Here is a 19,993-nt window from a genome sequence, read left to right as displayed (position 1 = left end):
CGAACCTTACACGGAACTGACGTAAACTAAAATGGGTATGCCACCATTACCATTATGCCCCATTAGATGAAAAAGAGCCCCATCGCGGGGCTCAAATAAGGCTCTTTATGTCAGCATGCGCACAGCGTAAACATCCTTACAAAAGCCTCGCAGTCCGTTATAGATGCGCGGCACCTTGGCCTCCTTGGAAACAAGGCCAAATACAGTCGGCCCACTGCCTGACATCAACACACCGTCCGCACCCAAGCGCTGCATGCACTCCTTGAGATGTCTGACTTCTGGATAGAGATCCAGCGTCACTTCTTCCAGCACATTGCCTAGATTGTTGCACAGACGATCGAACTGTTTGTCCCGTATCGCACTAAGCACACCTTCGGTTGAAGGATGATGCTTAATTTCCCGCGCGTTCAGCTTACCGTAGATCTCTGAAGTCGATACATTGATCGGCGGCTTCGCCAATACAACCCAGCATTGAGGCGGAGCCGAGATATGCTCCAACTTCTCACCGCGGCCTGTCGCAAGGGCAGTCCCTCCAGTCACACAGAAAGGCACATCAGAACCAAGCTCTGCGCCGAGCACCTGAAGCTCCTCACTCGGAATGTTGAGGTTCCAGAGGCGGTTGAGACCTCTCAGCGTTGCCGCCGCGTCGCTGCTTCCACCAGCCAAGCCTGCAGCCACGGGAATGCGCTTGTCTAAGTGAATGTAGACGCCCTGCTTCACGTCGTAGCGGTCCTTAATGAGCCGTGCTGCCTGAAAGGCCAGATTCTTCTCATCCAGCGGAATATAGCCTGCCTGACTCGATATGATAATCGTATCGCGCGCCAACTCCTGCATTTCGATCCGATCCGCCAGGTCTACCATCGTCATCACCATCTCAACTTCGTGGTAGCCATCGGGTCTTTTATGTAAAACATCAAGAGACAAATTAATTTTAGCCGGTGCTTTCTCAAAAATCTTCATCCGATCACCTTCTTTTGCTCGATTGCCATTGAGATATTATAACAAAAGCGCAAAAAAAAAGCTAAAGCAATTGCTTTAGCTGTAATATGGACGTTGTGTCCCTTGTCCTGTCTGTTGGTAGCCAGCGGGCGGATAATTCATCGTGCCTGCTTGTTGCTGATACGTGTTATATGAGGGAGCATAGCCCTGCCCGCTAAATGCCGGTTGAGCAGCCGTCGGCTGACGGTAGTTATACGGCGCAGCCTGAGCGTTAGCCGGCGTTACTACGTACTGCTTCGCCAGATGCTCCTCGGCAATTTGAATCGCCCGCTTTACCATATTCCCCGCATCCTTCGTGCGAATGCCTGACCAACCTTCACGCTGCACGACATCGTAGAAACCAAGATCTTTGGCCAATTCGTATTTAAAGCTTTCGGACATCACACTTCTTCTTCGACTCATACCGAATCCCCCTTATCATTTTCGCAAAATGAACTCTGCAACCATCATAAGCAGTGATTGATGACGATTTCGATTAGTATGTCCTAACAATGTAAGTCCATTCACCATAGCTTTATAATCAGACACATAAGTACAAAGCAAAAACAGACCACGAGGGTCTGTTCAATATCGAAACGCTATTAAGCTAATGCTGTATGTAAGTGATGCGAACCTGACCATCATCGTTACATACCGTAACTTCGACGGACTCGGTGAGGATATCGGCGTAGCTGTATGACACTCGTTTGAAGGCGTGAGATTCTTGATCTAATTTCACAATAAACACAGAAGGGTAGGTTTCTTCTAAAACACCAGAACGCTCGACAGTCTTACGACGGCCACCATTCGCTCTCAACATGATCTTCTGCCCAACGTGGGGCTCCAAACTGCGTTTGATTTCCAATAGCGCATTTTTTGCCATTGTCAACTACCACCTCTTTCCTTGTCAATTATAACCCATCCAACCATTCATGTCAAATGAGGTCAAATATTATATCAGCACCCTAATCCCGTTGTCAACGGCATTTTTGTTCAATTTCTGATTTCTCCTCCCTTCAGGTTGTCACCAATGTTCGCAAATTATTCACACTTTTCCAGATAAGGAGAAACTTCTTCGTCAGACTCCACGAATGCGCGTATTCTTCTAGAAGGATCCGAAGCAAACATATCTAAATATCGTTGTCTGCGCGCAAAAAAAAGAACACCCCCTCAGCCACCCTCCTCCCTGGAGTTGATGACAAGCAAGTGTTTCTTTCATCCGGTTAATTTCCATAAGCGTCCATCTACACAACATCGCTGATGGACACGTTTCGCCCCTCACCCTGGAACGCCTAGAACAGCTATACAGACTCCTCCGAGTGCTGAATACCAGGAACCCCCATCCGATAGCTGCCACGCGTCTCCACCCCGCCTAGACCTTCTAAGCCTGTTACCGTTAAGTCCATGATGTCCAACATCGAGATTGTCTCTCTTGTCGGGGTATAGGACAGCTTAGCCGCGATACACAGAGGATCTAAGGCGTGAATGAGAATACGAGCGGGTGAACTCGCAAAATTAGCCCCAGCCCGTAACAACGCTTCAAAATGGGACTGACAAGCACCTGCCACAATAATTAAAGCATCCCGATTCCTCTCATATTGTCTGGCCACTCGAACGGCATTTACAAAGTTCTGCGAATTCTTATAGCTCGACAGGTTGCTTGGGCTGACGCTTTGCCGATTTTTCAAAATCCCATCATGACCTGTGATGACGACAATGTCCGGTTTATATTGAGGAAGCAAGCGTTGCAGCGCTTCTGCCATTTGCACCTCAGGAATGAAAAAACCTTCTGCCGGCACACGCAATTCACCGTAGAGCTGCATACTTTTGCGCAGATAGCTTGGATCGCCATCCAGATGAAGCACCCTTCCCGGCACCTCAAAATAGCTATTATTATTGGTTTGAGGCTTTTGTTTGTGGTTAATGGCTTGCTGATTCTTCTCCTGCAGCTGCACTTGAGACACCGCTAGCCGACGCAGCGACTCACGAAACTCAGGCGAACTCGATCGTGGGTGATCCACGGTCTCCTCCTTAAGATTCGTTTTCGTCAGATCTGAGAGCGGCGCATCTGCTAGCAGTCGAAAATCAACACCTCGCAGAGTGGCCTTGAGATGCTCAATTCGTTCAATTTTAAACACGACGTCACCGCCGTAGGAAATACGGGTTACATAATCTCCTTGCCTCATCGCACAAATCCCCTCCTAGGGGTATCCTATGGCGAGACTAGGCATTTGGTGCGGGTTATTTGCAGCCGTGCGCGCGAAGAGCTGTCGACAAGCGTGCGAACTCTTCCATGCTAAGCGTTTCACCGCGGCGCGAAGGCTCGATTTGTATGCTGTGGAGCAAAGCTTCCAGCTCGGGTTTGTTCTCTTTGCTAAAGAACCTCGCCGCGAGGTTATTATAGAGGGTCTTGCGACGCTGAACGAAGGACGCTTGGACGACAGCGAAGAAGAAGTCAACGTCCGCCACTTCGACTGGCGGCGTTTGACGTACACGCAGCCGAATAACGGCGGAATCGACGTTCGGCTGTGGCACGAAGACGGTGCGAGGTACGATCGTGACGAGCTCCGGCTCGCAGTAGAACTGCACGGCGATGCTAAGGCTGCCGTAATCTTTGGTGCCCGGCTTGGCCGCCATGCGGTCGGCCACCTCTTTTTGGATCATCACGACGATATTCTCCAAGGGAAGCTTCTCTTCGAGAAGCTTCATGATGATCGGCGTCGTGATGTAGTATGGCAAGTTGGCGACGACACTGACGCCATCCACGCCTTCGAAATGCTGCTGGAACAACTCCTGCAGGTTGGTCTTCAAGATATCCCCATGAACGACAGTGGCATGGGGGTAAGGCGCCAGCGTCTCGTCCAGAATGGGCAGCAGACGCTGATCGATCTCGACGGCCAGCACGCGGCCAGCGAGCTTGGCCAGCTGCTGTGTGAGCGCGCCGATGCCGGGGCCGATCTCGAGCGCAGCCTTCGTAGGCCCGAGCTCAGCGGCCATGACGATCTTGCTCAATATATTTTGATCAATCAAGAAGTTCTGGCCTAAGCTTTTCTTCAACACAAGACCATTCTTCTTAATAATTTGCTTCGTTTTACTCGGTGTAGCTACATCTTCTGCGGTTACAATCACTTCTTGCTCGGATATCGTCATGGGATATACCTCGTTATCTATAGGTTCTCGTTCTCGTGATTCCATCAATTCAATTCAAATGCTCAAGCGCCGCCTCGAATTCCTCTCGCGAAATCTGAAACATCGCACAGCGCTTATAAAATTGCTTGCCATTGCAATAACCAATGCCTAGCGCGTTGCCTACGGCCAAACGGCGAGCCGCCGCATCTGGATGCACGATGAGGCCGGCAGCGATCAAATCCTCCATCGTCAGCTGCGAGACCGCCGCATTGTACTCTGTCCGCAGGCTCTGAAGCGCCTGGCGGATCGTCTCCGGCGTCGCGTTCTCGACGCCAATATCACCCTTATACGCAGCTTGTTCCTGCGTAATGAAGGCATGCTTACAGCCAGGTACCTTGGCTGCCACGATTTTGCGAATCCGCTCACCAGCGTGATCCGGATCCGTGAATATAATGACACCTCTGCGCTGCTGAGCCAGCGCTATTCGCTTGAGCACGGCTTGTCCGATGGCGGAGCCGCCTGTTTCAATCGTATCCGCCTCCACAGCGCGCCTGATGGCAGCCGTGTCGTCCTTACCTTCCACAACGATCATTTCTTTTATCATCACCGTTTTCCTTCCCCAGTACGCAGAAAAAGAAGAGGGGTCTCCTCTTCTTTCGCGCAGGCATATGCCAAGCTACGTGTATAGCCTAGTGTTCCCGGCCTAATTAACGTTTACACGTTAGTTTTGGGACGGTTTTGTGGGGCCTACCACATACACCGTGTACCCTTGTTTCGTTCCGAATTTATTCGCATAACCGTGATCTTCATAGTACACATCGATCATTTGACCTTTCACGCCGCTGCCAATATCCTCAGCACGACGGAAGCCAATTCCTTCAATGTATACCCACCAACCCAGTGGAATCACCTTCGGGTCAACGGCAATCGTACGTCCTTCAGTTACGGTAGTTCCCGTGTAGGTTTTACCATAACCAGAGGAGCCCTCGGCTTTGCCTGTCGACGCAGCACCCGCTGAGTAGGCTGTAAGTTTTACGTTCTTGAGAATTTGTTTGTAGCCAAAGGTCACACCATTCTTGGATACCTCATCCACACTCGGCGAAGAGGCGGAGAGTACGACCACAGGATTTTTGGTGCCTACGGATACTACTTTCTTAACGCTTTCTGTTTGTACTTCTTCACCCACAACTGCTTCCGCGACTAAAACTCCGTCCTCGAAAGTCTTTTCTTTCTTTTTCACCAGAACGCCTTCTTTACCTTCTTGGACGACTTGCTCTTTCCCTTTAAGTAAAGATGCGTCATTCTTTTTCTCTGTCTCGAATGCGATCGGTTCAGAGACTTCCTCCGTCTCTTTTTTCACACGGACGATCTTGACTTCATCGCCTGTGCTAAGAGCGGCTGTCGGTTCGGGAGAAATACGATCGTTCTCCCCAAGTGCAATATTTAAACGTTGCAATGCACTTTCTACCGTTCTTGCAGTTGTGTAAACAGTGGTGGTCTTTCCATCAGCAGTCAATTGAATTGGTGAGGCATGCTCGATGACAATTTTGTCTCCACCCTTGAGCTTGGTCGTGAGTGCAGCTGAAATTTCATCATGTTCACCAATCGTTATGGCTTGTTCATCCAGTAGGCGTTGCAGGACCCATTGCTTCGTGTGCACAACAGTTTCTTGTCCATTCACAACCACGGATACGCTCTTGGTAGCCGTTCCGTACAACAACACCAAAAACATGAAAGTCATTGCGATTGAGATTATAGCTAGGCTTAAAATCAAACGCAAGTTTTCATGCTTCCATCGCAATGCGAAGGACATGCTGGATGATCGTTTTACATGGGTCTCGCTAATTGAGATACTGCCCACTTCTCCGGTCCTCCTTCAAAGCCTCGCCGCCAGGTTACAGCATGATTAAATTTGACGCGACTAAGGTTTTTAGTTTAACTTAACATGCTCGCCATCATCAGCCTGCTTACCCTGCTGAATCTGGTCGTCCCCCCCTTTTACCTATTCATCATCCTATGAATTCCGGGTTATTTTATGTCTTCCGATCTGTGTAAAACCCTTTATGAGGACAAAAAGCCAGCAAGAAGAGGACTCTTCTCGCTGGCTTAGTTTGCATAGTGAAATACAAATAGCACGCACGACAATCGTTACCTCTCTTACGCTTACGAGGTTAGCTGACGGATTCGGACGTGAGAGTCGCCCTACGTAGACGCAAACTGCTTGTTTGACGTCTATGATTCACCCCTATTACTCTCTGCTTACTTAACCGCATTGGAATGCTTATTAAGCTTGCAGTGGTTCCCCCGTTCCCACATTTGGAACTCAGCGAATGGAAAATTGGCAAATTGGATATTAAGTTATTATGAAAAGTATATTACGCTGTTAATCTCAACCTGTAAAGGGATTAACACCCGTTAAAAAGGGCTAAATCGATTAAATTTCGATTATTTTTCATATATAACCCACTTATATCTACATGTGTCTAACTTTAACGTACGTATACTCGATTTTTTAATGTTTAATGACCAAAACTAGGCTAAAAATGCAAATTTGTTTATAATGATTCTGGAAGTATTTGATCAGTAAATACCAATAATTTGCTATTTAGGGAGGCAATTGAGATGGTTCCCATCTTACAGGTAAACGCTTTATTCGGTGGATATTTACCCAACAAGCCCGTCCTCCACAACCTCACTTTTTCGATCCGCCAAGGTGAAATGATGGGGTTAATCGGACTCAATGGGGCAGGTAAAAGTACGACCATCAAAAATATTCTCGGGCTGCTACAACCGCAAAAAGGGACCATTCGTATCAACGGTCTTACCTTAGCCGAAAATCCAATACCATACCGAGCGACATATGCCTACGTACCCGAAAGTCCGGAGTTATACGAAGAGCTAACAATTCGCGAACACCTTGAGCTAACGGCCATGGCCTACGGCATTTCCAAGGAGGATTACGAAACACGATCCCAGTCTCTTTTAGAGCAGTTTCAAATGAAGGACAAGCTGAACAGCTTCGCCAGTCATTTATCCAAAGGGATGAAACAAAAGGTCATGATTATGAATGCGTTCCTGATCGAGCCTTCCCTGTATATTATCGATGAGCCGTTTCTTGGACTCGACCCTTTGGCAATTCGTTCCTTGCTCGAATTAATGGTTAAAATGAAGCAAAAAGGCGCATCATTCCTCATTTCCTCACACATTTTGTCTACAATTGAAAAATATTGCGATTCCTATGTCGTTCTCCACAAAGGCCATATGGTTGCGCAGGGAGATTTAGTCGAATTACGCGCGCAAACAGAGCTGCCTCAAGCGTCATTAGACGACATCTTCTACAAGCTTGTTCAAGGAGTCATAGCATGAGTCAGTCAAAAAATACTACACCTGCATTTAACACACATGCATTATGGAAGCAGCGTTTCCAACATTATATGAAGGAATCCATGGGGTATTGGCAGTATGCCGCACGAAGTAACTTTATCGGCTTTTTGTTGTTTCTTGTCATCGTTTCTTCCTATTATTATGCAAAAACATTACAGCGCCTTCCGACAGATTACCCGTACCTATGGATCGTGCTGCTCGTGCTCGTTCCACTCGTCACTTCAAGTCCTATTCGAACACTGACCCGCAGTGCCGATCGGATGTTTCTATTGCGGATAGAGCATGAAATGGGAGTCTATTTTCGAAGCAGCTTCCTGTATAGCTTTTCACTTCAGGGTACGTGGTTGTTTCTCGCTTGGGTCACACTACGACCGCTTTATAACCACTGTTTAGGTCCCGATTCGCAGCCTTTTCTGCTCATGCTGGCTCTATTACTTCTATTAAAAGTAGCTAACCTATTAGCCAGTTGGCAGGAAGGAAGATTCGCCGCTGATCGAACAAGATTCGTGTCTGTCAGTTTTCGCTGGGCGGCATCCATTGCACTCATCACGATCCAATTTCACTACAGCAGCTTATGGGCCAGCCTAGCAGCGATTCTACTTGTATTCATGTGGCTGCTTGCATTCCGTTCCACAGCTAAATATGTGATCGGATGGGACTACCTGATTGCCAAAGAGAAACAACAGCAAGCTAGACTCTACGCCTTCTTTAATTGGTTCGTAGATGTACCTCAGTTACCAACGCGAATAGCCCGCCGAGGTTGGATCAGCGGACTTACCCGACTGATTCCCTTTCGACAGGATTCGGCGTTTCTCTACTTATATATGAAGACATTACTGCGCACTGAATTGTTCGCCATTGTTCTTCGACTGACTGTGATTGGTGTATTAGCCATAGCCGTTTCAGATTCCACGACGGCAAGAAGCGTCATTCTCTTCATCGCCCTTGTCATTTCACTGGTTCAGCTTACTTCACTGGAGCGTGCGCATCGCTATACGTTCTGGCTCGATATGTATCCATTGGAGTCTCAAGCTAAAGCAGGCTCCCTAGCCTATATTATCTGGTTAACCCTTACATTCGAGCTTGTCATCCTGACGATTCCGTTTATGATAGGAACGCCTATCCTGCATCTCCTAGTTCCACTGCTCGGCTTAGCTTTCGTTTCTTTCGCGTGCGGCGTAATTCTGCGCCGGAAGTTCAAGAAAAACGCTTTACTTGAGGCCGAGTAACCTAATTGCATTGTTCGTTGTAATTTCAGCCAGCTCTTCCAGCGTCATCCCCCGAATTTCCGCGGCAGTCTCCGCCACTAAGCGAACATAGCTAGTTTCGTTGCGCTTACCGCGGAAAGGATGGGGCGTTAAGTAAGGAGCGTCCGTTTCGATTAAGAGACGATCAAGCGGCACCTGCGCCAGCACCTCTTTTGGCTGCACCGCATTTTTAAACGTAACTGGCCCTCCGAAGGAAATATGGAAATTCATATCCAGACACTGCTTGGCCGTTTCCCAGCTCCCTGAGAAGCAATGCATGATGCCTCCGACCTCTGCCGCCTTCTCTTCTTTGAGAATCGTCAAAATATCTTGATGTGCATCTCGATTATGAATCACAATCGGCATTCCCAGCTTTCGTGCAAGACGAATTTGCTCACGGAATACCCGCTGCTGAACATCCTTCGGTGACTTGTCCCAGTAATAGTCCAGACCGATCTCCCCGATTGCAACCACCTTCTCATGCTGGCATAAGGACTCAATCCATTCCAAATCACCAGGCATCATATCAATGGCGTCTACAGGATGCCATCCAACGGTCGAATAGATGAAATCATATTTCTCCGCAAGTGCAATCGAGCTCGGTATCGTTTCACGATTGAAGCCGACATTCACGATTCTCGTAACACCGGCTTCTAGCGCCCGCTGAATAACTTCCGCTTGGTCTTCATTAAATTGTTCGGCATTTAAATGTGTATGTGAATCTGTTAGCATAACTGCTCTCCTCTATGTCAATGACCATGATTGTGTTCCAATTATATAATACTCTCCCTTAATCTTGCTCGCCCAACATCCCCCAAACATCAGGATAATCTTCGGCACTCAACCTCTCCAGCAGCTCCTCTGGATAGTACACATGATGCTTACCCATTTGAAAGCCGCTAATGGACTGTACAATTTCTGAGCGATGCGTAATTTCGGTTAAGGTTTCCTTATGATCCAGCAGCAGGATCGGCAAATTATCATCATTTTCACCTGCTCTGTACACGTCATAGGATTGATTGGATGGGAAATCGATCTCCATATAGTACGTTGGGTCGAAGCCAACCTCTCTCATCACCTTTTCCAAACGCTGAATCAACTGTTCCTGATCACCATCGAAGGTGCTGTACTTGTACAATTTGCGGTCCAAGAACCGCTTGCACATATCCATCAGTATAGGATCCTTCTCTTGACTCCAAAAGGTCAGCATCGTCTGCATGACGGACTCGTCCAGCAGCAAATAATCCTCCAAGGAGATTTGATTCTGAATCAGATGAAGAATCGGCTCCACCATGAATCCGAATGTATAGCCCTCTTCATATAAATGCTTAGCACGGGCAAATATTTTATGCAAAAGAATTTCCGCGCTTCGCGTAACTGGATGGAAATACACCTGCCAATACATCTGATAGCGAGACATCAAATAGTCCTCGACCGCATGCATGCCGCTCTCTTTCACAACGATATGCCCTTTGTAAGGTCTTATCACTCGAAGAATTCGCTCCAGATCAAATGTGCCATAGTTAACGCCTGTAAAATAAGCATCACGCAGCAAATAATCCATACGATCCGCATCTAGTTGACTAGATACAAGGCTGACCACGATTTCTTCGCTATATGATTTGCAAATAACACCTGCCACCTTCTTGGGAAAATCAGGTGAAACCCGGCTCAGCACTTTGTTCACCTCGGTATCTCCAAGCACAATACGGCAGGACCAATCCTCGTGTCTTGTACCAAATGCCTTCTCGATGGAGTGCGAAAACGGACCATGCCCCAAATCATGCAGCAGAGCCGCACACAGACAGAGCAGACGCTCCTCCTTCGGCCAATCCTCATAGTGATTGCGTTCGAATTGCGAAATAATTTTCCGAGTAACCTCATAAACGCCAAGCGAGTGGGAGAAGCGACTATGCTCCGCACCATGAAAGGTTAAATAGGATGTGCCTAGTTGACGTATACGGCGCAACCGTTGAAACTCTCGAGTATTAATCAAATCCCATATCGTATCATCTTGCACATAAATGTATTTATGGACGGGATCTTTGAACACCTTCTCTTCATTCATACGCTTCGACCTCCTTTAATATTTGTACTTGTTTCGACATTTTCGACATACAACCCTTTAATATGTCGTTTAATGTCGAATTTCAAATTCCAATTTCATCGCTTCCCAATCCCTGATTTTCCAGTACTTCTCTTCATTTATGAATTTAATAAGTACGTAATATACCCCTTACAAGCCCTTATTCCTAGCGCCATTACCGATATTTAGCCCGTCACAAAAATAATGAATTTAGGGATTTATCGACTCTTTTTCAGTGAAAATATGGTTGACTATTTTGGGAATCGTTGGTATCATTAGTCATAAGCAAATGTCGAAACATGACGATCTTGATAAAAATTTGATAAAATCGAAAGGGGTTTTATATATATGATGAAATCTACCGGAATTGTTAGAAAAGTGGACGAATTAGGACGCGTTGTTATTCCAATCGAGCTGCGCCGCACGTTGGGTATTGGCGAGAAAGACGCTTTGGAAATATATGTAGACGGCGAGCGCATCATGTTGAAGAAATATGAGCCTGCTTGTATCTTCTGTGGCAATGCGGAGAACGTATCGTACTTCAAAGGAAAAATTGTTTGCCATATTTGTTTAGCAGAAATGCCAACACCTGTGACAAAATAAGAAAAGTAGTATATAATAGAAGTAGCACTTATCCTATTGGTAATTCTAACCTTTTTCATATCTCCTTTCATCTCTAACTTTGTTGGCTTCGGCCACGGGTTAGAGATCTTTTTTTGTCCTTGTATGAACAAACCATGATAAGAGAGATGGATCCGGCCCCGTAAGGGGCCTTTTCCTATTCTATGTCATACCGTTGTCCCGTTGCGCCCTTAACGCTCCAGCAGCGCATTGTATACATCACGCTTCGATATCCCTCGATCGGTCGCGACCAGCTTTAATGCGTCCTTGCGATCGATCCCACGCTCCTCGTAGTGGGCGACATGCTCGCCGAGCGACTTCGCCTCCCACCAACCGTCGGCCGCTTCCTGCACGGCCGCGTCGGAGGCGCCTTCGGCGATCACGCAGTACTCGCCCTGCGGCGGGTACTGCTCTAAGTGCGCGAGGCACTCTGCAATCGTGCCGCGCAGGAACTCCTCGTACCGCTTCGTCAGCTCGCGGGCGAGGCAAACCCTGCGCTCCGCCCCCCACACTTCCGCCATGCGCAGAAGTGTCTTCTCCACGCGGTGCGGCGATTCATAGAACAGCAATGTGTCTTGCACATGCTGCAGCCCTTCAAGCAACTTCGTCTGGTCCTTTTTCTCCCTGGGGAGAAAACCGACGAAGGCAAAACGCTCTGTCGGCAAGCCTGATGCAATCAGCGCCGACAGGGCCGCATTTGCGCCGGGGATGGGCACCACCGGCACGCCCTCGTCTACGGCCATCCGCACCAGGTCATAACCTGGGTCGGAAATGGCCGGCAGGCCGGCATCGCTGACTAGCGCGATGCTCTGCCCTTCAAGCAGCAAGCGGACGAGTTCCGGGCCGCTTGCTTGCTTGTTGTGTTCGTGATAGCTGACCAGTCGCGTAGCGACTTCGAAATGGGTCAGCAGCTTGCGCGTTTGCCGCGTGTCCTCGGCGGCAATCATGCTCACTTCCTTCAGCGTGCGGATCGCGCGGAAGGTCATATCTTCAAGGTTGCCGATTGGCGTGGCAACCAGATATAACGTGCCTACACCGCTTGTATCCTCGCGGTAGCTTTTCTGTATCGTCAAACTCACAGTTAAATCCCTCATCACTTTATATTGATCGTACAGCATGTTCCTCATTACTTTGTATTAGTGTTCCAGAGGCCCTCTTACGAGAACTCAAGCGAGCTCCGGCCTCCATAGTAGATATCCTTGAGCTCTTGGCAGTATTCTTCATTCTCTGTGTATACGATCAGAGGCGGCAGCGTACGAATCTCCGGCTTGCCATCCTTCATCCCTTCAATTAGTACCATCATCGCCTCTTCTCCCGCACGCGCATGCACATAACGAATTCGCTTCGGTTCGATGCGGTACTGCCTCATTAGACACATGATGTCGACTACACGAGTAGCGCGATGCACCATCGCAACTTTACCGCCAGCCTTCACTAGCCTGGCACTTGCTGCAATGACGTCCTCCAGCGTGCAATGAATCTCATGACGTGCCGCTGCAAAATGCGCATTGCTATTCTGCTCCCCATTCGGCACAGGCAGATAGGGCGGGTTCACCGTGACAGCATCGAATTGTCCGTGTCCCAGCGTTTTGTGAATCGTTTTCAAATCGCCTTGCACCATATGCAGCCGTTCCGAGAGATCATTAATCTCTGCATTGCGCACAGCCATATCCGCCAAACGTTCCTGGATTTCAACACCCCAGATCTCTGCGCGGGTTCGTGTGGACAGCAACAGGGGGACGACACCATTACCTGTACATAGATCTACGACTCGCCCCTTAGGAGGAACACTGCTGAACCTCCCTAATAGGACAGCATCCATCGAGAAGCTGAACACTTCATCACTTTGGATAATTTTCAAATCATATGTCAATAAATCATCAATACGTTCAGTCGGTAGTAGCGAAACTTGCTTCATATATCTTCCCTTTCTCTCCCATGTCTTATTATGGAAAAAAACCGTAAGGGATACACCCCTACGGCCAAGCGTCTTATTTATTTAAAAAGGATAAGCAAAACAAACAATCTCCCTCGGTCCGAAGGTGTCCATAGTACACATTGCAAATATGAAAGCCTTCATTGTATAAGCGGGTTAAATTATCATATCCGGCTCCTGGTAGCTGTACCGGTTCGTCAACAGTATCTCTCGCTGGCTCCTCGACCACTGTTTCCTCTTGGCGAATGAGCTTACGCAGCTGCTGATTCTCTATGCTTAATCTTTTATTTTCTTCAATGAGGGTAATAATCCGTTTCTTCAAGGCACCTAATTCAGCATACGTGGTACCCATTCGTTCTTCAATCCCATCTATTTGTCCAAAAATATCTTGTTTATCCACGCTTTCACCTCTAGTGCCATGCATGCTTACTGGCCAGCGCCTCCTTGGATCGATCTTCTACTCTTGTTCAACAACATCATCGAATGGTAGATCTAGCGCTTTCCCAAGATCAAACAATTGAACCTTTGCCGTACGTTCTTTAATATTTAGACCTAATACTTTCCCGCTGCCAAATGAAGTAATCACTAGACGACCTACCGTCGGCAGTGAATCTTTGGCACTTTCATAGTTATCATGTTCATATTTCAAGCAGCACATCAATCTTCCGCATAATCCCGATATTTTGGTCGGATTCAGAGACAGATTCTGATCTTTGGCCATCTTAATGGATACTGGCTCGAAATCACCTAAGAAGGAGGAACAACATAGAATTCGCCCACACGGACCTATGCCACCCAGCATCTTCGCTTCATCACGTACACCAATTTGACGCAGTTCAATTCTTGTCCGAAAAATACTCGCCAAGTCCTTCACGAGCTCACGGAAATCGACGCGTCCTTCTGCCGTAAAATAAAAAATAATTTTATTTCGGTCAAAGGTATACTCTACGTCCACTAGCTTCATCTTAAGACTGTGGTCTTTTATTTTATCGTGACACGTTTGGAAAGCGTCCTTGGCTGCTTTTTTATTCTCTTCAACCAAATCAGCATCCGTATCATCCGCAATGCGAATGACCTTTTTAAGCGGCAGAACGACATCGTTTTCTTTAACTGTCTTTTTACCCACCACGACCTTGCCGTATTCTACACCGCGTGCGGTCTCAACGATAACGGCACTTTCTTTCTCGATCGGTAAATCAATGGGGTCAAAATAATATATTTTACCCGCTTTCTTGAAGCGGACGCCAACCACTGAGTACATCTTACACCCCCTGCATCTCCACGAGCATTTTCTCTATAACCAGCTGAGAATTGGCATTGGAACGCAGTCGCTTTTGTAAATCTACGGCTTGCTCCATCATACGCACCCAGACTGAGACATCTCGACTTAACGCGAGGGAGCTCATCCAGTCTAGCTGGTCATTATATACAAGCTTATCTCTGCGCTCAAGGCGCAACTGCACCATATCTTTAAACCAGAGGATCAGTAGGTCGAACAACGTCGAAACATGATCCGCAAGTTCTGTTTTCACAATCCGTTGTTGCACGGTAATCATGGAAGTAGGGAAACGTGTGAGCGTCTCCTTCGCTAATTGTAACATTACGGTTCTCATTTCTGCAAACCAATTTGCTGCAATTAAATCTCTAGCCGCTTGCAAGCCTGCTGTTACATGCGCTGCAGGTTGCACTAATGCTGCTGGAAGGCCTTCTTCCAGCAGTGTAAGCACCATTTGTTCACGCGCCATTGGCGTAAATTGGATCCACTGTGCCCTCGATTGAATCGTTGGCAGCAGTGCATTCCCGTTCTCGGTAATAAGAATCGCTACTACTCGAGAGTTCGGTTCCTCTAGAAATTTCAACAAACTATTCGCAGCCTGTACGGTCATTTTCTCTGCATGGTACAGGATATAAATTTTCGTACCTGACGCCGTTGCACGATAGGCAAATTCCTTCTGCAACTCCCGAATCTGCTCAATCTTAATTGAAGCGCCTTCAGGAGCGACCATATGAAGATCCGGATGGTTGCCATGCTCGACCTTCCGGCATTCTAAGCATTCGCCGCATGCGTCATCCGTTCCGTTCTGACAATAGATCGCTTTGGCGAGTGCTATTGCCATTTCGGAACGGCCCGTCCCTACAGGACCGCTAAAAATATACGCATGCGAAAGTCTATCTTGACGCAGTCCGTTCTGCAGAAGCCGTTTCGCCGCTGCTTGTCCCGGTATCGCTCGGAAGGACATTTATTTTCGCCCCATTACACGCTTATATTTTTAAAATAACAAGTTGATCAGCATACCTCGAATTTCTCCGATTTTATGCAAAATTTCGATCCGCCCCTGCTCACTCTCCAATAATTCATCAGCCAATGAGAGGAGCTCTCGATCGATTTCTTCTAAAAGCTTATATCGCTTCGAACGGCCGCGACGATCCCAGCCCTTCGTATCTCTTAAATTAACTCCGCGACGAGCGGTTTCCTCGAGAAACTGACGAATCAGCAGCTTGTATTGCAGCAGTTCTCTTACTGTCATACCTCTCGACAATCGATCGCCTTGAAGCGTGATTTGCTGCACCATTTTAGCAAGCTGCTCACTCGTATACTTCTCATCATGCTGCTGCATGATGTCAGAGAAGTTCCGAGGAGCCATCTGCGGCGGAGGGACATTCTCGTTCACTTTGATATTCTTGCCGATGGGCTGCAGCCCTGGATTAATTTTCAAGACGCATCCATCCTTGTGTACATCTGATTATGGTTAGAAATGCTCGAATCGCTCGACTGGCAGTACGAAAACGGCCGCTCCACCCACTTGCACTTCCACAGGGAATGGAATGTACGAATCCGTCGTTCCTCCCATTGGAGAAACAGGTGTTACCAGTTGCTCACGAATTTTACAATTAGCTCGAATCACCTGCATCACCTCTTGCACACGGTCATCTTCCGTACCAATCATAAAGGTTGTGTTACCCGCACGCAAAAATCCACCGGTACTTGCCAGCTTCGTGGCTCTGAACCCTTCCTTAATTAAAGCGTTAGAGAGACGGTTACTGTCTTTATCCTGAACTACGGCTACGACTAGTTTCATGGGTGATGCCTCCTTATATTATAAACTAAGAATTGGTTTTCCGCTTTAGACGGAAATATGTTCCTCAAGCAATTGTTTGCAATCCTGCCAAATATCCGCGGCTATTAAATCTACGCTGCGATTAGCATCAATAACTAAAACACGTTCTGGATTGTCTGAAGCAATTTGGTGGAAGCCCGCTCGTACTCTGCTGTGGTAAGCGACATTTTTCTGCTCAATGCGATCCAACTGCTGTGTAAACTCAGCAGCACCTGCTCGCTGATTTAATCGCTCCAAACTCACTTCGACGGGTACGTCCATAATATAAGTCCTAGTTGCCTGCAGCCCTGAGCTGGCAAATTTGGAAATACTCTTTACCATCTCGATATCAACACCAAGACCGTATGACTGATAGGCCACACTGGCATCGATAAATCGATCGCAGAGAACGATACGACCAGCTTTGAGCGCTGGAAGGATAAGCTCGTGAACATGCTGCGCACGTGATGCGGCATATAGCAATACTTCTGCTTGATCCACCATTTCCTCGTTAACAGGGTCGAGAATGATACCGCGGATTTTATCGCTGATTGCAGTTCCGCCAGGTTCTCTTGTAACGAGCACGTCATGTCCTAATTTTTGCAGCTCCTGCGCTACTTTCTTCAGCTGTGTTGTTTTGCCGGCGCCGTCTGGCCCTTCAAACGTAATGAATATTCCGTTCACGTGTTCCTCCTGCTTACTGCCTCACGAAGTCCCTTCGTGATCTGTGTATATAGTTAATTTGTACGTCTGTCCAAAATGGGTTCCTTGGAACCTAATGCCCTGACTAGCTAAAAAAACGAGTGCCTCAGCTACAGAAGCCGTAATCACTTCACCTGGATACAAATAAGGAATACCCGGCGGATAAGGAATTACCATATCACCTGAACGCTTCCCAATGGCTTCCTCAATATGAACCTCTCTGGTCGCGGCTTGTTGATACACGACACTACGGTCAAAGCCTATTGGCGAGGAGATGGGTGCGTAGGTGGGTAATTTAATTATATTCGAGATAGGCGCCTGAAGTTCCTGCTTTTGGTCGGTGATGTCCAAACAAATGTTGCTCAAAACATCGAGAACTCGAAGCATATCCTCTTTAGTGTTTGCTGGGGTAAATACGAGTAAGACTAAATAGCCATCCGTCATTTCTACATAGCAGCCTTCCGCTTCTAAGCGATCTTTGAGCTCTGCTCCAGACAACCTATGAGTGGGATCATAAATCGCAATTTTAAAAGGATCCGTTGCAGCGATTGCTCTTCCACCGCTATGTTGGCCCGTTTCTCGGGGAAAGTAGCGTAATCCGGGAAGCTTCTCTAGCTCGGCTCTGAACTCTTTCATGGTGCCCAGTCCTTGTTCCAACCAAGCCTGCCCTTCGGTGTGCATTCGCTTCCTAGCTAAGTCTAGGGAAGCCATAATTGGATAGGATGGGCTTGAGCTTTGAAGTATCGCCAACAATTGTTGGATAGCCCTACGGTTGATCCTCGGACCTTGCACATGCAGCATGGCCCCCATCGTCATTGCGGTTAGCATCTTATGCGTAGACTGCACGACAGCGTCAGCGCCTTGAGATAAGGCCGAGGCGGGTACCCCTTCGTGAAAGCCGAAATGTGCACCATGTGCTTCATCCACTAAAAGGAGCTTTCCTTTCTCATGCATCAGATCTGCCAAGGGCTTCAATGGAATACCAACTCCATAGTAATTCGGATTCGTTATAAATAACGCCTTCGCGGTTGGATATTGCTCTAAAGCTTGTTTCACGTCTTCGATATGTAAGCCTGTGGCTATACCTACTTCTGGATCGATATTTGGCGCTAGAAATACGGCACGGGCCCCCGCCAACATAATCCCATGGATCACCGATTTATGTACGTTCCTTTGAACAAGAATGATGTCATCCCTTTGGCAGACAGCTCCGATCATCGCTAAATTGCCAACCGTACTTCCGCCAATGAGAAAATACGTCTCCTCCGCCCCAAAGCAGTCTGCCGCGAGCTGTTCTGCTTCCAAGATAACACCCTCAGGATGATGTAAATCATCTAGTCCTGTAATTTCTGTATAATCAATGGACATGACCGATTGTAAGAACTCTGTTCCCTCTTCTAGAAGCCCTTGACCTGATTTGTGCCCTGGTACATGTAAACTTACGGACTTCTTAGCCTGATGGGCTACCATAGCCTCATATAGAGGTGCTCGAGCCTTATATGAATGATGTTCGCTAGACAATCGGATCAAACTCCCCAGCTTCGTCAGCTTTCAAATTTCGATTTACCCTTATATAGTAGTGGATTACTGACAAAAAAACAAAAAAGCTTCTGTAAAAGAAGCTTCTCCTCTTAATTCATATACTGTCTTGAATTCCCCATGTAAAATGCCTTCCTCATCTGGCTCACATAAAACGGATATTTCTGATCAGAAACGCTCGTCTTGACGATCTCTTTACTACATTCATCACATATGAATGCCGTAACAATATGAATCCCGCCAACTCGTTGTTGTTCGCAAATCATGCATAATCCAAACCGATTCTCCTCCATATGATCACCCCACGATCTTTTACGACTAGTATGTCCGATTCTCAATTCTCCTAAACTAGCTAAACCCTCATATTTTGGAAGGGAGATGCCGATAATACCTTCATAATACGTTACCGCAGCGCGGAGGTCTGTCACATGTCCATCAAACAAGAATCTAATTTATCCAAACAATCTACGATTTATAGCTACACCCTGATGAGGCGCTTTTATCATTCTTTATATAAAATAGTACTCTATTATACGTCTCTAATTCTGATAGTCTTCTATAAATTTGACCCTTCTAACTGGCTTCCTCTATTAGTTAGCTATCCACTCGTGCTCCTCTTTCATACGGTGCTTATTCGCGCTTATTTCCACTTCACCATTGGGATGGCGATGCGCGGTTGGTCATATCGCTGGGGCATTTTCTGGTCGGGTTTCTTGCCTGAAGGACATGCTTCCGTTCGACTCGTTACCAATGTGCAGCTTCACCTGTTCTGCATCGGACTTGCCTTGATCCTCGTCCTATATCCATGGATACCCGGCACCTGGCTGCGTCACCTGACGATATTTCATTGCTGGATGCTTCTGCCGCGTCTGTGGATGGTGCTTCGTTTCCAGCCTTACCGTAAGAGCGGCTTAGTGAAAATATCGAGCAAGGAAACGTCCTGTTACCTACAGTAGGTTGGCTCGACTAACCGGAAACATCAACGTCAAACTCTTCTTTCGTGTAAATCAAAATAAAATTAGCTGTAGCCATACAGCTAATTCGGGCTTCATGGCAATCCCTTCACGGATATATGCAAAAAAGAGCCTTACCTGGAATTCTCCAAGTAAGGCTCTTTCATAGCTGAGAGACTTTTGGTTCCGCCAAAAGATCCCTATGTAGTTTGGCAACGTTCTACTCTCCCAGAACCCTGCGGTTCAAGTACCATCGACGCTGGAAGGCTTAACGGTCGTGTTCGAGATGGGAACGCGTGGATCCCTTCCGCCATCATCAC

At 47.3% G+C, this 19,993-nt stretch carries 22 protein-coding genes, 1 rRNA gene, 1 pseudogene and 1 riboswitch; of the genes and pseudogenes, 4 read left to right on the top strand and 20 right to left on the bottom strand.

The window, feature by feature from the left end:
- Positions 1 to 105: 105 nt before the first annotated feature.
- The 7 genes and pseudogenes from ispE to AC58QO_RS32040 all read right to left on the bottom strand — a co-directional run bounded on the left by ispE (position 106) and on the right by AC58QO_RS32040 (position 5,968).
- Positions 106 to 960: a 4-(cytidine 5'-diphospho)-2-C-methyl-D-erythritol kinase gene (ispE, locus tag AC58QO_RS32070; RefSeq protein WP_497272783.1), complete on the bottom strand. Its 855-nt coding sequence runs from the start codon at positions 958 to 960 to the stop codon at positions 106 to 108.
- A 270-nt stretch (positions 961 to 1,230) separates the two neighbouring features.
- Positions 1,231 to 1,401 (bottom strand): annotated as a pseudogene (locus tag AC58QO_RS32065) (small, acid-soluble spore protein, alpha/beta type); the annotation flags it as partial.
- 184 nt (positions 1,402 to 1,585) lie between these two features.
- The gene (gene veg, locus AC58QO_RS32060) at positions 1,586 to 1,861 is read right to left on the bottom strand and encodes a biofilm formation stimulator Veg (protein ID WP_028557365.1); all 276 of its coding nucleotides are present in this window, start codon (positions 1,859 to 1,861) and stop codon (positions 1,586 to 1,588) included.
- Between the two features lie 418 nt (positions 1,862 to 2,279).
- Entirely contained in the window at positions 2,280 to 3,164 is an 885-nt protein-coding gene (gene yabG / locus AC58QO_RS32055; protein WP_497272781.1) for a sporulation peptidase YabG, read from the bottom strand.
- 55 nt (positions 3,165 to 3,219) lie between these two features.
- Complete coding sequence (rsmA, locus tag AC58QO_RS32050) at positions 3,220 to 4,128, bottom strand: 16S rRNA (adenine(1518)-N(6)/adenine(1519)-N(6))-dimethyltransferase RsmA (protein ID WP_497272779.1); 909 nt, start codon at positions 4,126 to 4,128, stop codon at positions 3,220 to 3,222.
- A 49-nt stretch (positions 4,129 to 4,177) separates the two neighbouring features.
- Positions 4,178 to 4,711, bottom strand: coding sequence for a ribonuclease M5 (gene rnmV, locus AC58QO_RS32045; protein ID WP_497260008.1), 534 nt, complete (start codon positions 4,709 to 4,711; stop codon positions 4,178 to 4,180).
- A 117-nt stretch (positions 4,712 to 4,828) separates the two neighbouring features.
- A complete protein-coding gene (locus AC58QO_RS32040; protein ID WP_497272777.1) occupies positions 4,829 to 5,968 on the bottom strand; it encodes a resuscitation-promoting factor in 1,140 nt (379 codons plus the stop codon).
- A 284-nt stretch (positions 5,969 to 6,252) separates the two neighbouring features.
- Positions 6,253 to 6,446, bottom strand: a riboswitch (cyclic di-AMP (ydaO/yuaA leader).
- A 283-nt stretch (positions 6,447 to 6,729) separates the two neighbouring features.
- Here AC58QO_RS32040 and AC58QO_RS32035 point away from each other — a divergent pair.
- Together AC58QO_RS32035 and AC58QO_RS32030 are read left to right on the top strand one after the other, a co-directional pair.
- Positions 6,730 to 7,473, top strand: a complete 744-nt coding sequence (locus AC58QO_RS32035; RefSeq protein ID WP_497272775.1) for an ABC transporter ATP-binding protein — start codon at positions 6,730 to 6,732, stop codon at positions 7,471 to 7,473.
- Positions 7,470 to 8,720, top strand: coding sequence for an ABC transporter permease (locus AC58QO_RS32030; RefSeq protein WP_497272773.1), 1,251 nt, complete (start codon positions 7,470 to 7,472; stop codon positions 8,718 to 8,720). The genes AC58QO_RS32035 and AC58QO_RS32030 overlap by 4 nt, the downstream gene beginning before the upstream one ends.
- Here AC58QO_RS32030 and AC58QO_RS32025 read toward each other — a convergent pair.
- On the bottom strand, positions 8,703 to 9,470 hold the full coding sequence (locus AC58QO_RS32025; RefSeq protein WP_497272771.1) for a TatD family hydrolase: 768 nt from the start codon (positions 9,468 to 9,470) through the stop codon (positions 8,703 to 8,705). The genes AC58QO_RS32030 and AC58QO_RS32025 overlap by 18 nt on opposite strands.
- A gap of 58 nt (positions 9,471 to 9,528) precedes the next feature.
- A complete protein-coding gene (locus AC58QO_RS32020; protein ID WP_497272769.1) occupies positions 9,529 to 10,806 on the bottom strand; it encodes an HD domain-containing protein in 1,278 nt (425 codons plus the stop codon).
- 366 nt (positions 10,807 to 11,172) lie between these two features.
- On the opposite strand from AC58QO_RS32020, the gene AC58QO_RS32015 reads away from it, so the two are divergent.
- A complete protein-coding gene (locus AC58QO_RS32015) occupies positions 11,173 to 11,427 on the top strand; it encodes an AbrB/MazE/SpoVT family DNA-binding domain-containing protein (RefSeq protein ID WP_028557356.1) in 255 nt (84 codons plus the stop codon).
- A gap of 209 nt (positions 11,428 to 11,636) precedes the next feature.
- Here the strand turns inward: AC58QO_RS32015 and rsmI are convergent, their stop codons facing one another.
- The 10 genes from rsmI to AC58QO_RS31965 all read right to left on the bottom strand — a co-directional run bounded on the left by rsmI (position 11,637) and on the right by AC58QO_RS31965 (position 19,163).
- Positions 11,637 to 12,563: a 16S rRNA (cytidine(1402)-2'-O)-methyltransferase gene (gene rsmI / locus AC58QO_RS32010; RefSeq protein ID WP_497272767.1), complete on the bottom strand. Its 927-nt coding sequence runs from the start codon at positions 12,561 to 12,563 to the stop codon at positions 11,637 to 11,639.
- A gap of 38 nt (positions 12,564 to 12,601) precedes the next feature.
- Entirely contained in the window at positions 12,602 to 13,363 is a 762-nt protein-coding gene (locus AC58QO_RS32005) for a tRNA1(Val) (adenine(37)-N6)-methyltransferase (RefSeq protein WP_497272765.1), read from the bottom strand.
- A gap of 73 nt (positions 13,364 to 13,436) precedes the next feature.
- Entirely contained in the window at positions 13,437 to 13,781 is a 345-nt protein-coding gene (gene yabA / locus AC58QO_RS32000; protein WP_497272763.1) for a DNA replication initiation control protein YabA, read from the bottom strand.
- Positions 13,782 to 13,838: 57 nt separating this feature from the next.
- The gene (locus tag AC58QO_RS31995; RefSeq protein WP_497272761.1) at positions 13,839 to 14,642 is read right to left on the bottom strand and encodes a PSP1 domain-containing protein; all 804 of its coding nucleotides are present in this window, start codon (positions 14,640 to 14,642) and stop codon (positions 13,839 to 13,841) included.
- Between the two features lies 1 nt (position 14,643).
- Entirely contained in the window at positions 14,644 to 15,621 is a 978-nt protein-coding gene (gene holB, locus AC58QO_RS31990) for a DNA polymerase III subunit delta' (protein ID WP_497272759.1), read from the bottom strand.
- Between the two features lie 30 nt (positions 15,622 to 15,651).
- Positions 15,652 to 16,098 carry a YaaR family protein gene (locus AC58QO_RS31985; protein ID WP_497260017.1) on the bottom strand — a complete coding sequence of 149 codons (447 nt, stop codon included), beginning with the start codon at positions 16,096 to 16,098 and terminating at the stop codon, positions 15,652 to 15,654.
- Positions 16,099 to 16,131: 33 nt separating this feature from the next.
- Complete coding sequence (gene darA, locus AC58QO_RS31980; protein WP_056618038.1) at positions 16,132 to 16,461, bottom strand: cyclic di-AMP receptor DarA; 330 nt, start codon at positions 16,459 to 16,461, stop codon at positions 16,132 to 16,134.
- Positions 16,462 to 16,506: 45 nt separating this feature from the next.
- On the bottom strand, positions 16,507 to 17,163 hold the full coding sequence (gene tmk / locus AC58QO_RS31975) for a dTMP kinase (protein ID WP_497272757.1): 657 nt from the start codon (positions 17,161 to 17,163) through the stop codon (positions 16,507 to 16,509).
- Positions 17,164 to 17,184: 21 nt separating this feature from the next.
- On the bottom strand, positions 17,185 to 18,702 hold the full coding sequence (locus AC58QO_RS31970) for an aminotransferase class I/II-fold pyridoxal phosphate-dependent enzyme (protein ID WP_497272755.1): 1,518 nt from the start codon (positions 18,700 to 18,702) through the stop codon (positions 17,185 to 17,187).
- A gap of 110 nt (positions 18,703 to 18,812) precedes the next feature.
- The gene (locus tag AC58QO_RS31965) at positions 18,813 to 19,163 is read right to left on the bottom strand and encodes a sigma factor G inhibitor Gin (protein WP_497272753.1); all 351 of its coding nucleotides are present in this window, start codon (positions 19,161 to 19,163) and stop codon (positions 18,813 to 18,815) included.
- On the opposite strand from AC58QO_RS31965, the gene AC58QO_RS31960 reads away from it, so the two are divergent.
- A complete protein-coding gene (locus AC58QO_RS31960) occupies positions 19,149 to 19,676 on the top strand; it encodes a hypothetical protein (protein ID WP_497272750.1) in 528 nt (175 codons plus the stop codon). The two genes, AC58QO_RS31965 and AC58QO_RS31960, sit on opposite strands and share 15 nt — an antisense overlap.
- Positions 19,677 to 19,880: 204 nt before the next feature.
- Here AC58QO_RS31960 and rrf read toward each other — a convergent pair.
- Positions 19,881 to 19,993, bottom strand: a 5S ribosomal RNA gene (rrf, locus tag AC58QO_RS31955); the annotation flags it as partial.

The organism is Paenibacillus sp. J31R30, assembly GCF_059692115.1.
The sequence above is the reverse complement of the archived record's forward strand: the minus strand, read 5'-3'. Positions and strand labels throughout refer to the sequence as shown.

What these genes read in the sequence shown, in the direction of transcription:
- ispE (WP_497272783.1), bottom strand. Translation starts at nt 960, where the DNA reads ATGAAGATTTTTGAGAAAGCACCGGCTAAAATTAATTTGTCTCTTGAT.
- veg (WP_028557365.1), bottom strand. Translation starts at nt 1,861, where the DNA reads ATGGCAAAAAATGCGCTATTGGAAATCAAACGCAGTTTGGAGCCCCAC.
- yabG (WP_497272781.1), bottom strand. Translation starts at nt 3,164, where the DNA reads ATGAGGCAAGGAGATTATGTAACCCGTATTTCCTACGGCGGTGACGTC.
- rsmA (WP_497272779.1), bottom strand. Translation starts at nt 4,128, where the DNA reads ATGACGATATCCGAGCAAGAAGTGATTGTAACCGCAGAAGATGTAGCT.
- rnmV (WP_497260008.1), bottom strand. Translation starts at nt 4,711, where the DNA reads ATGATAAAAGAAATGATCGTTGTGGAAGGTAAGGACGACACGGCTGCC.
- AC58QO_RS32035 (WP_497272775.1), top strand. Translation starts at nt 6,730, where the DNA reads ATGGTTCCCATCTTACAGGTAAACGCTTTATTCGGTGGATATTTACCC.
- AC58QO_RS32030 (WP_497272773.1), top strand. Translation starts at nt 7,470, where the DNA reads ATGAGTCAGTCAAAAAATACTACACCTGCATTTAACACACATGCATTA.
- AC58QO_RS32025 (WP_497272771.1), bottom strand. Translation starts at nt 9,470, where the DNA reads ATGCTAACAGATTCACATACACATTTAAATGCCGAACAATTTAATGAA.
- AC58QO_RS32020 (WP_497272769.1), bottom strand. Translation starts at nt 10,806, where the DNA reads ATGAATGAAGAGAAGGTGTTCAAAGATCCCGTCCATAAATACATTTAT.
- AC58QO_RS32015 (WP_028557356.1), top strand. Translation starts at nt 11,173, where the DNA reads ATGATGAAATCTACCGGAATTGTTAGAAAAGTGGACGAATTAGGACGC.
- rsmI (WP_497272767.1), bottom strand. Translation starts at nt 12,563, where the DNA reads ATGCTGTACGATCAATATAAAGTGATGAGGGATTTAACTGTGAGTTTG.
- AC58QO_RS32005 (WP_497272765.1), bottom strand. Translation starts at nt 13,363, where the DNA reads ATGAAGCAAGTTTCGCTACTACCGACTGAACGTATTGATGATTTATTG.
- AC58QO_RS31995 (WP_497272761.1), bottom strand. Translation starts at nt 14,642, where the DNA reads ATGTACTCAGTGGTTGGCGTCCGCTTCAAGAAAGCGGGTAAAATATAT.
- holB (WP_497272759.1), bottom strand. Translation starts at nt 15,621, where the DNA reads ATGTCCTTCCGAGCGATACCGGGACAAGCAGCGGCGAAACGGCTTCTG.
- darA (WP_056618038.1), bottom strand. Translation starts at nt 16,461, where the DNA reads ATGAAACTAGTCGTAGCCGTAGTTCAGGATAAAGACAGTAACCGTCTC.
- AC58QO_RS31960 (WP_497272750.1), top strand. Translation starts at nt 19,149, where the DNA reads ATGTCCATCAAACAAGAATCTAATTTATCCAAACAATCTACGATTTAT.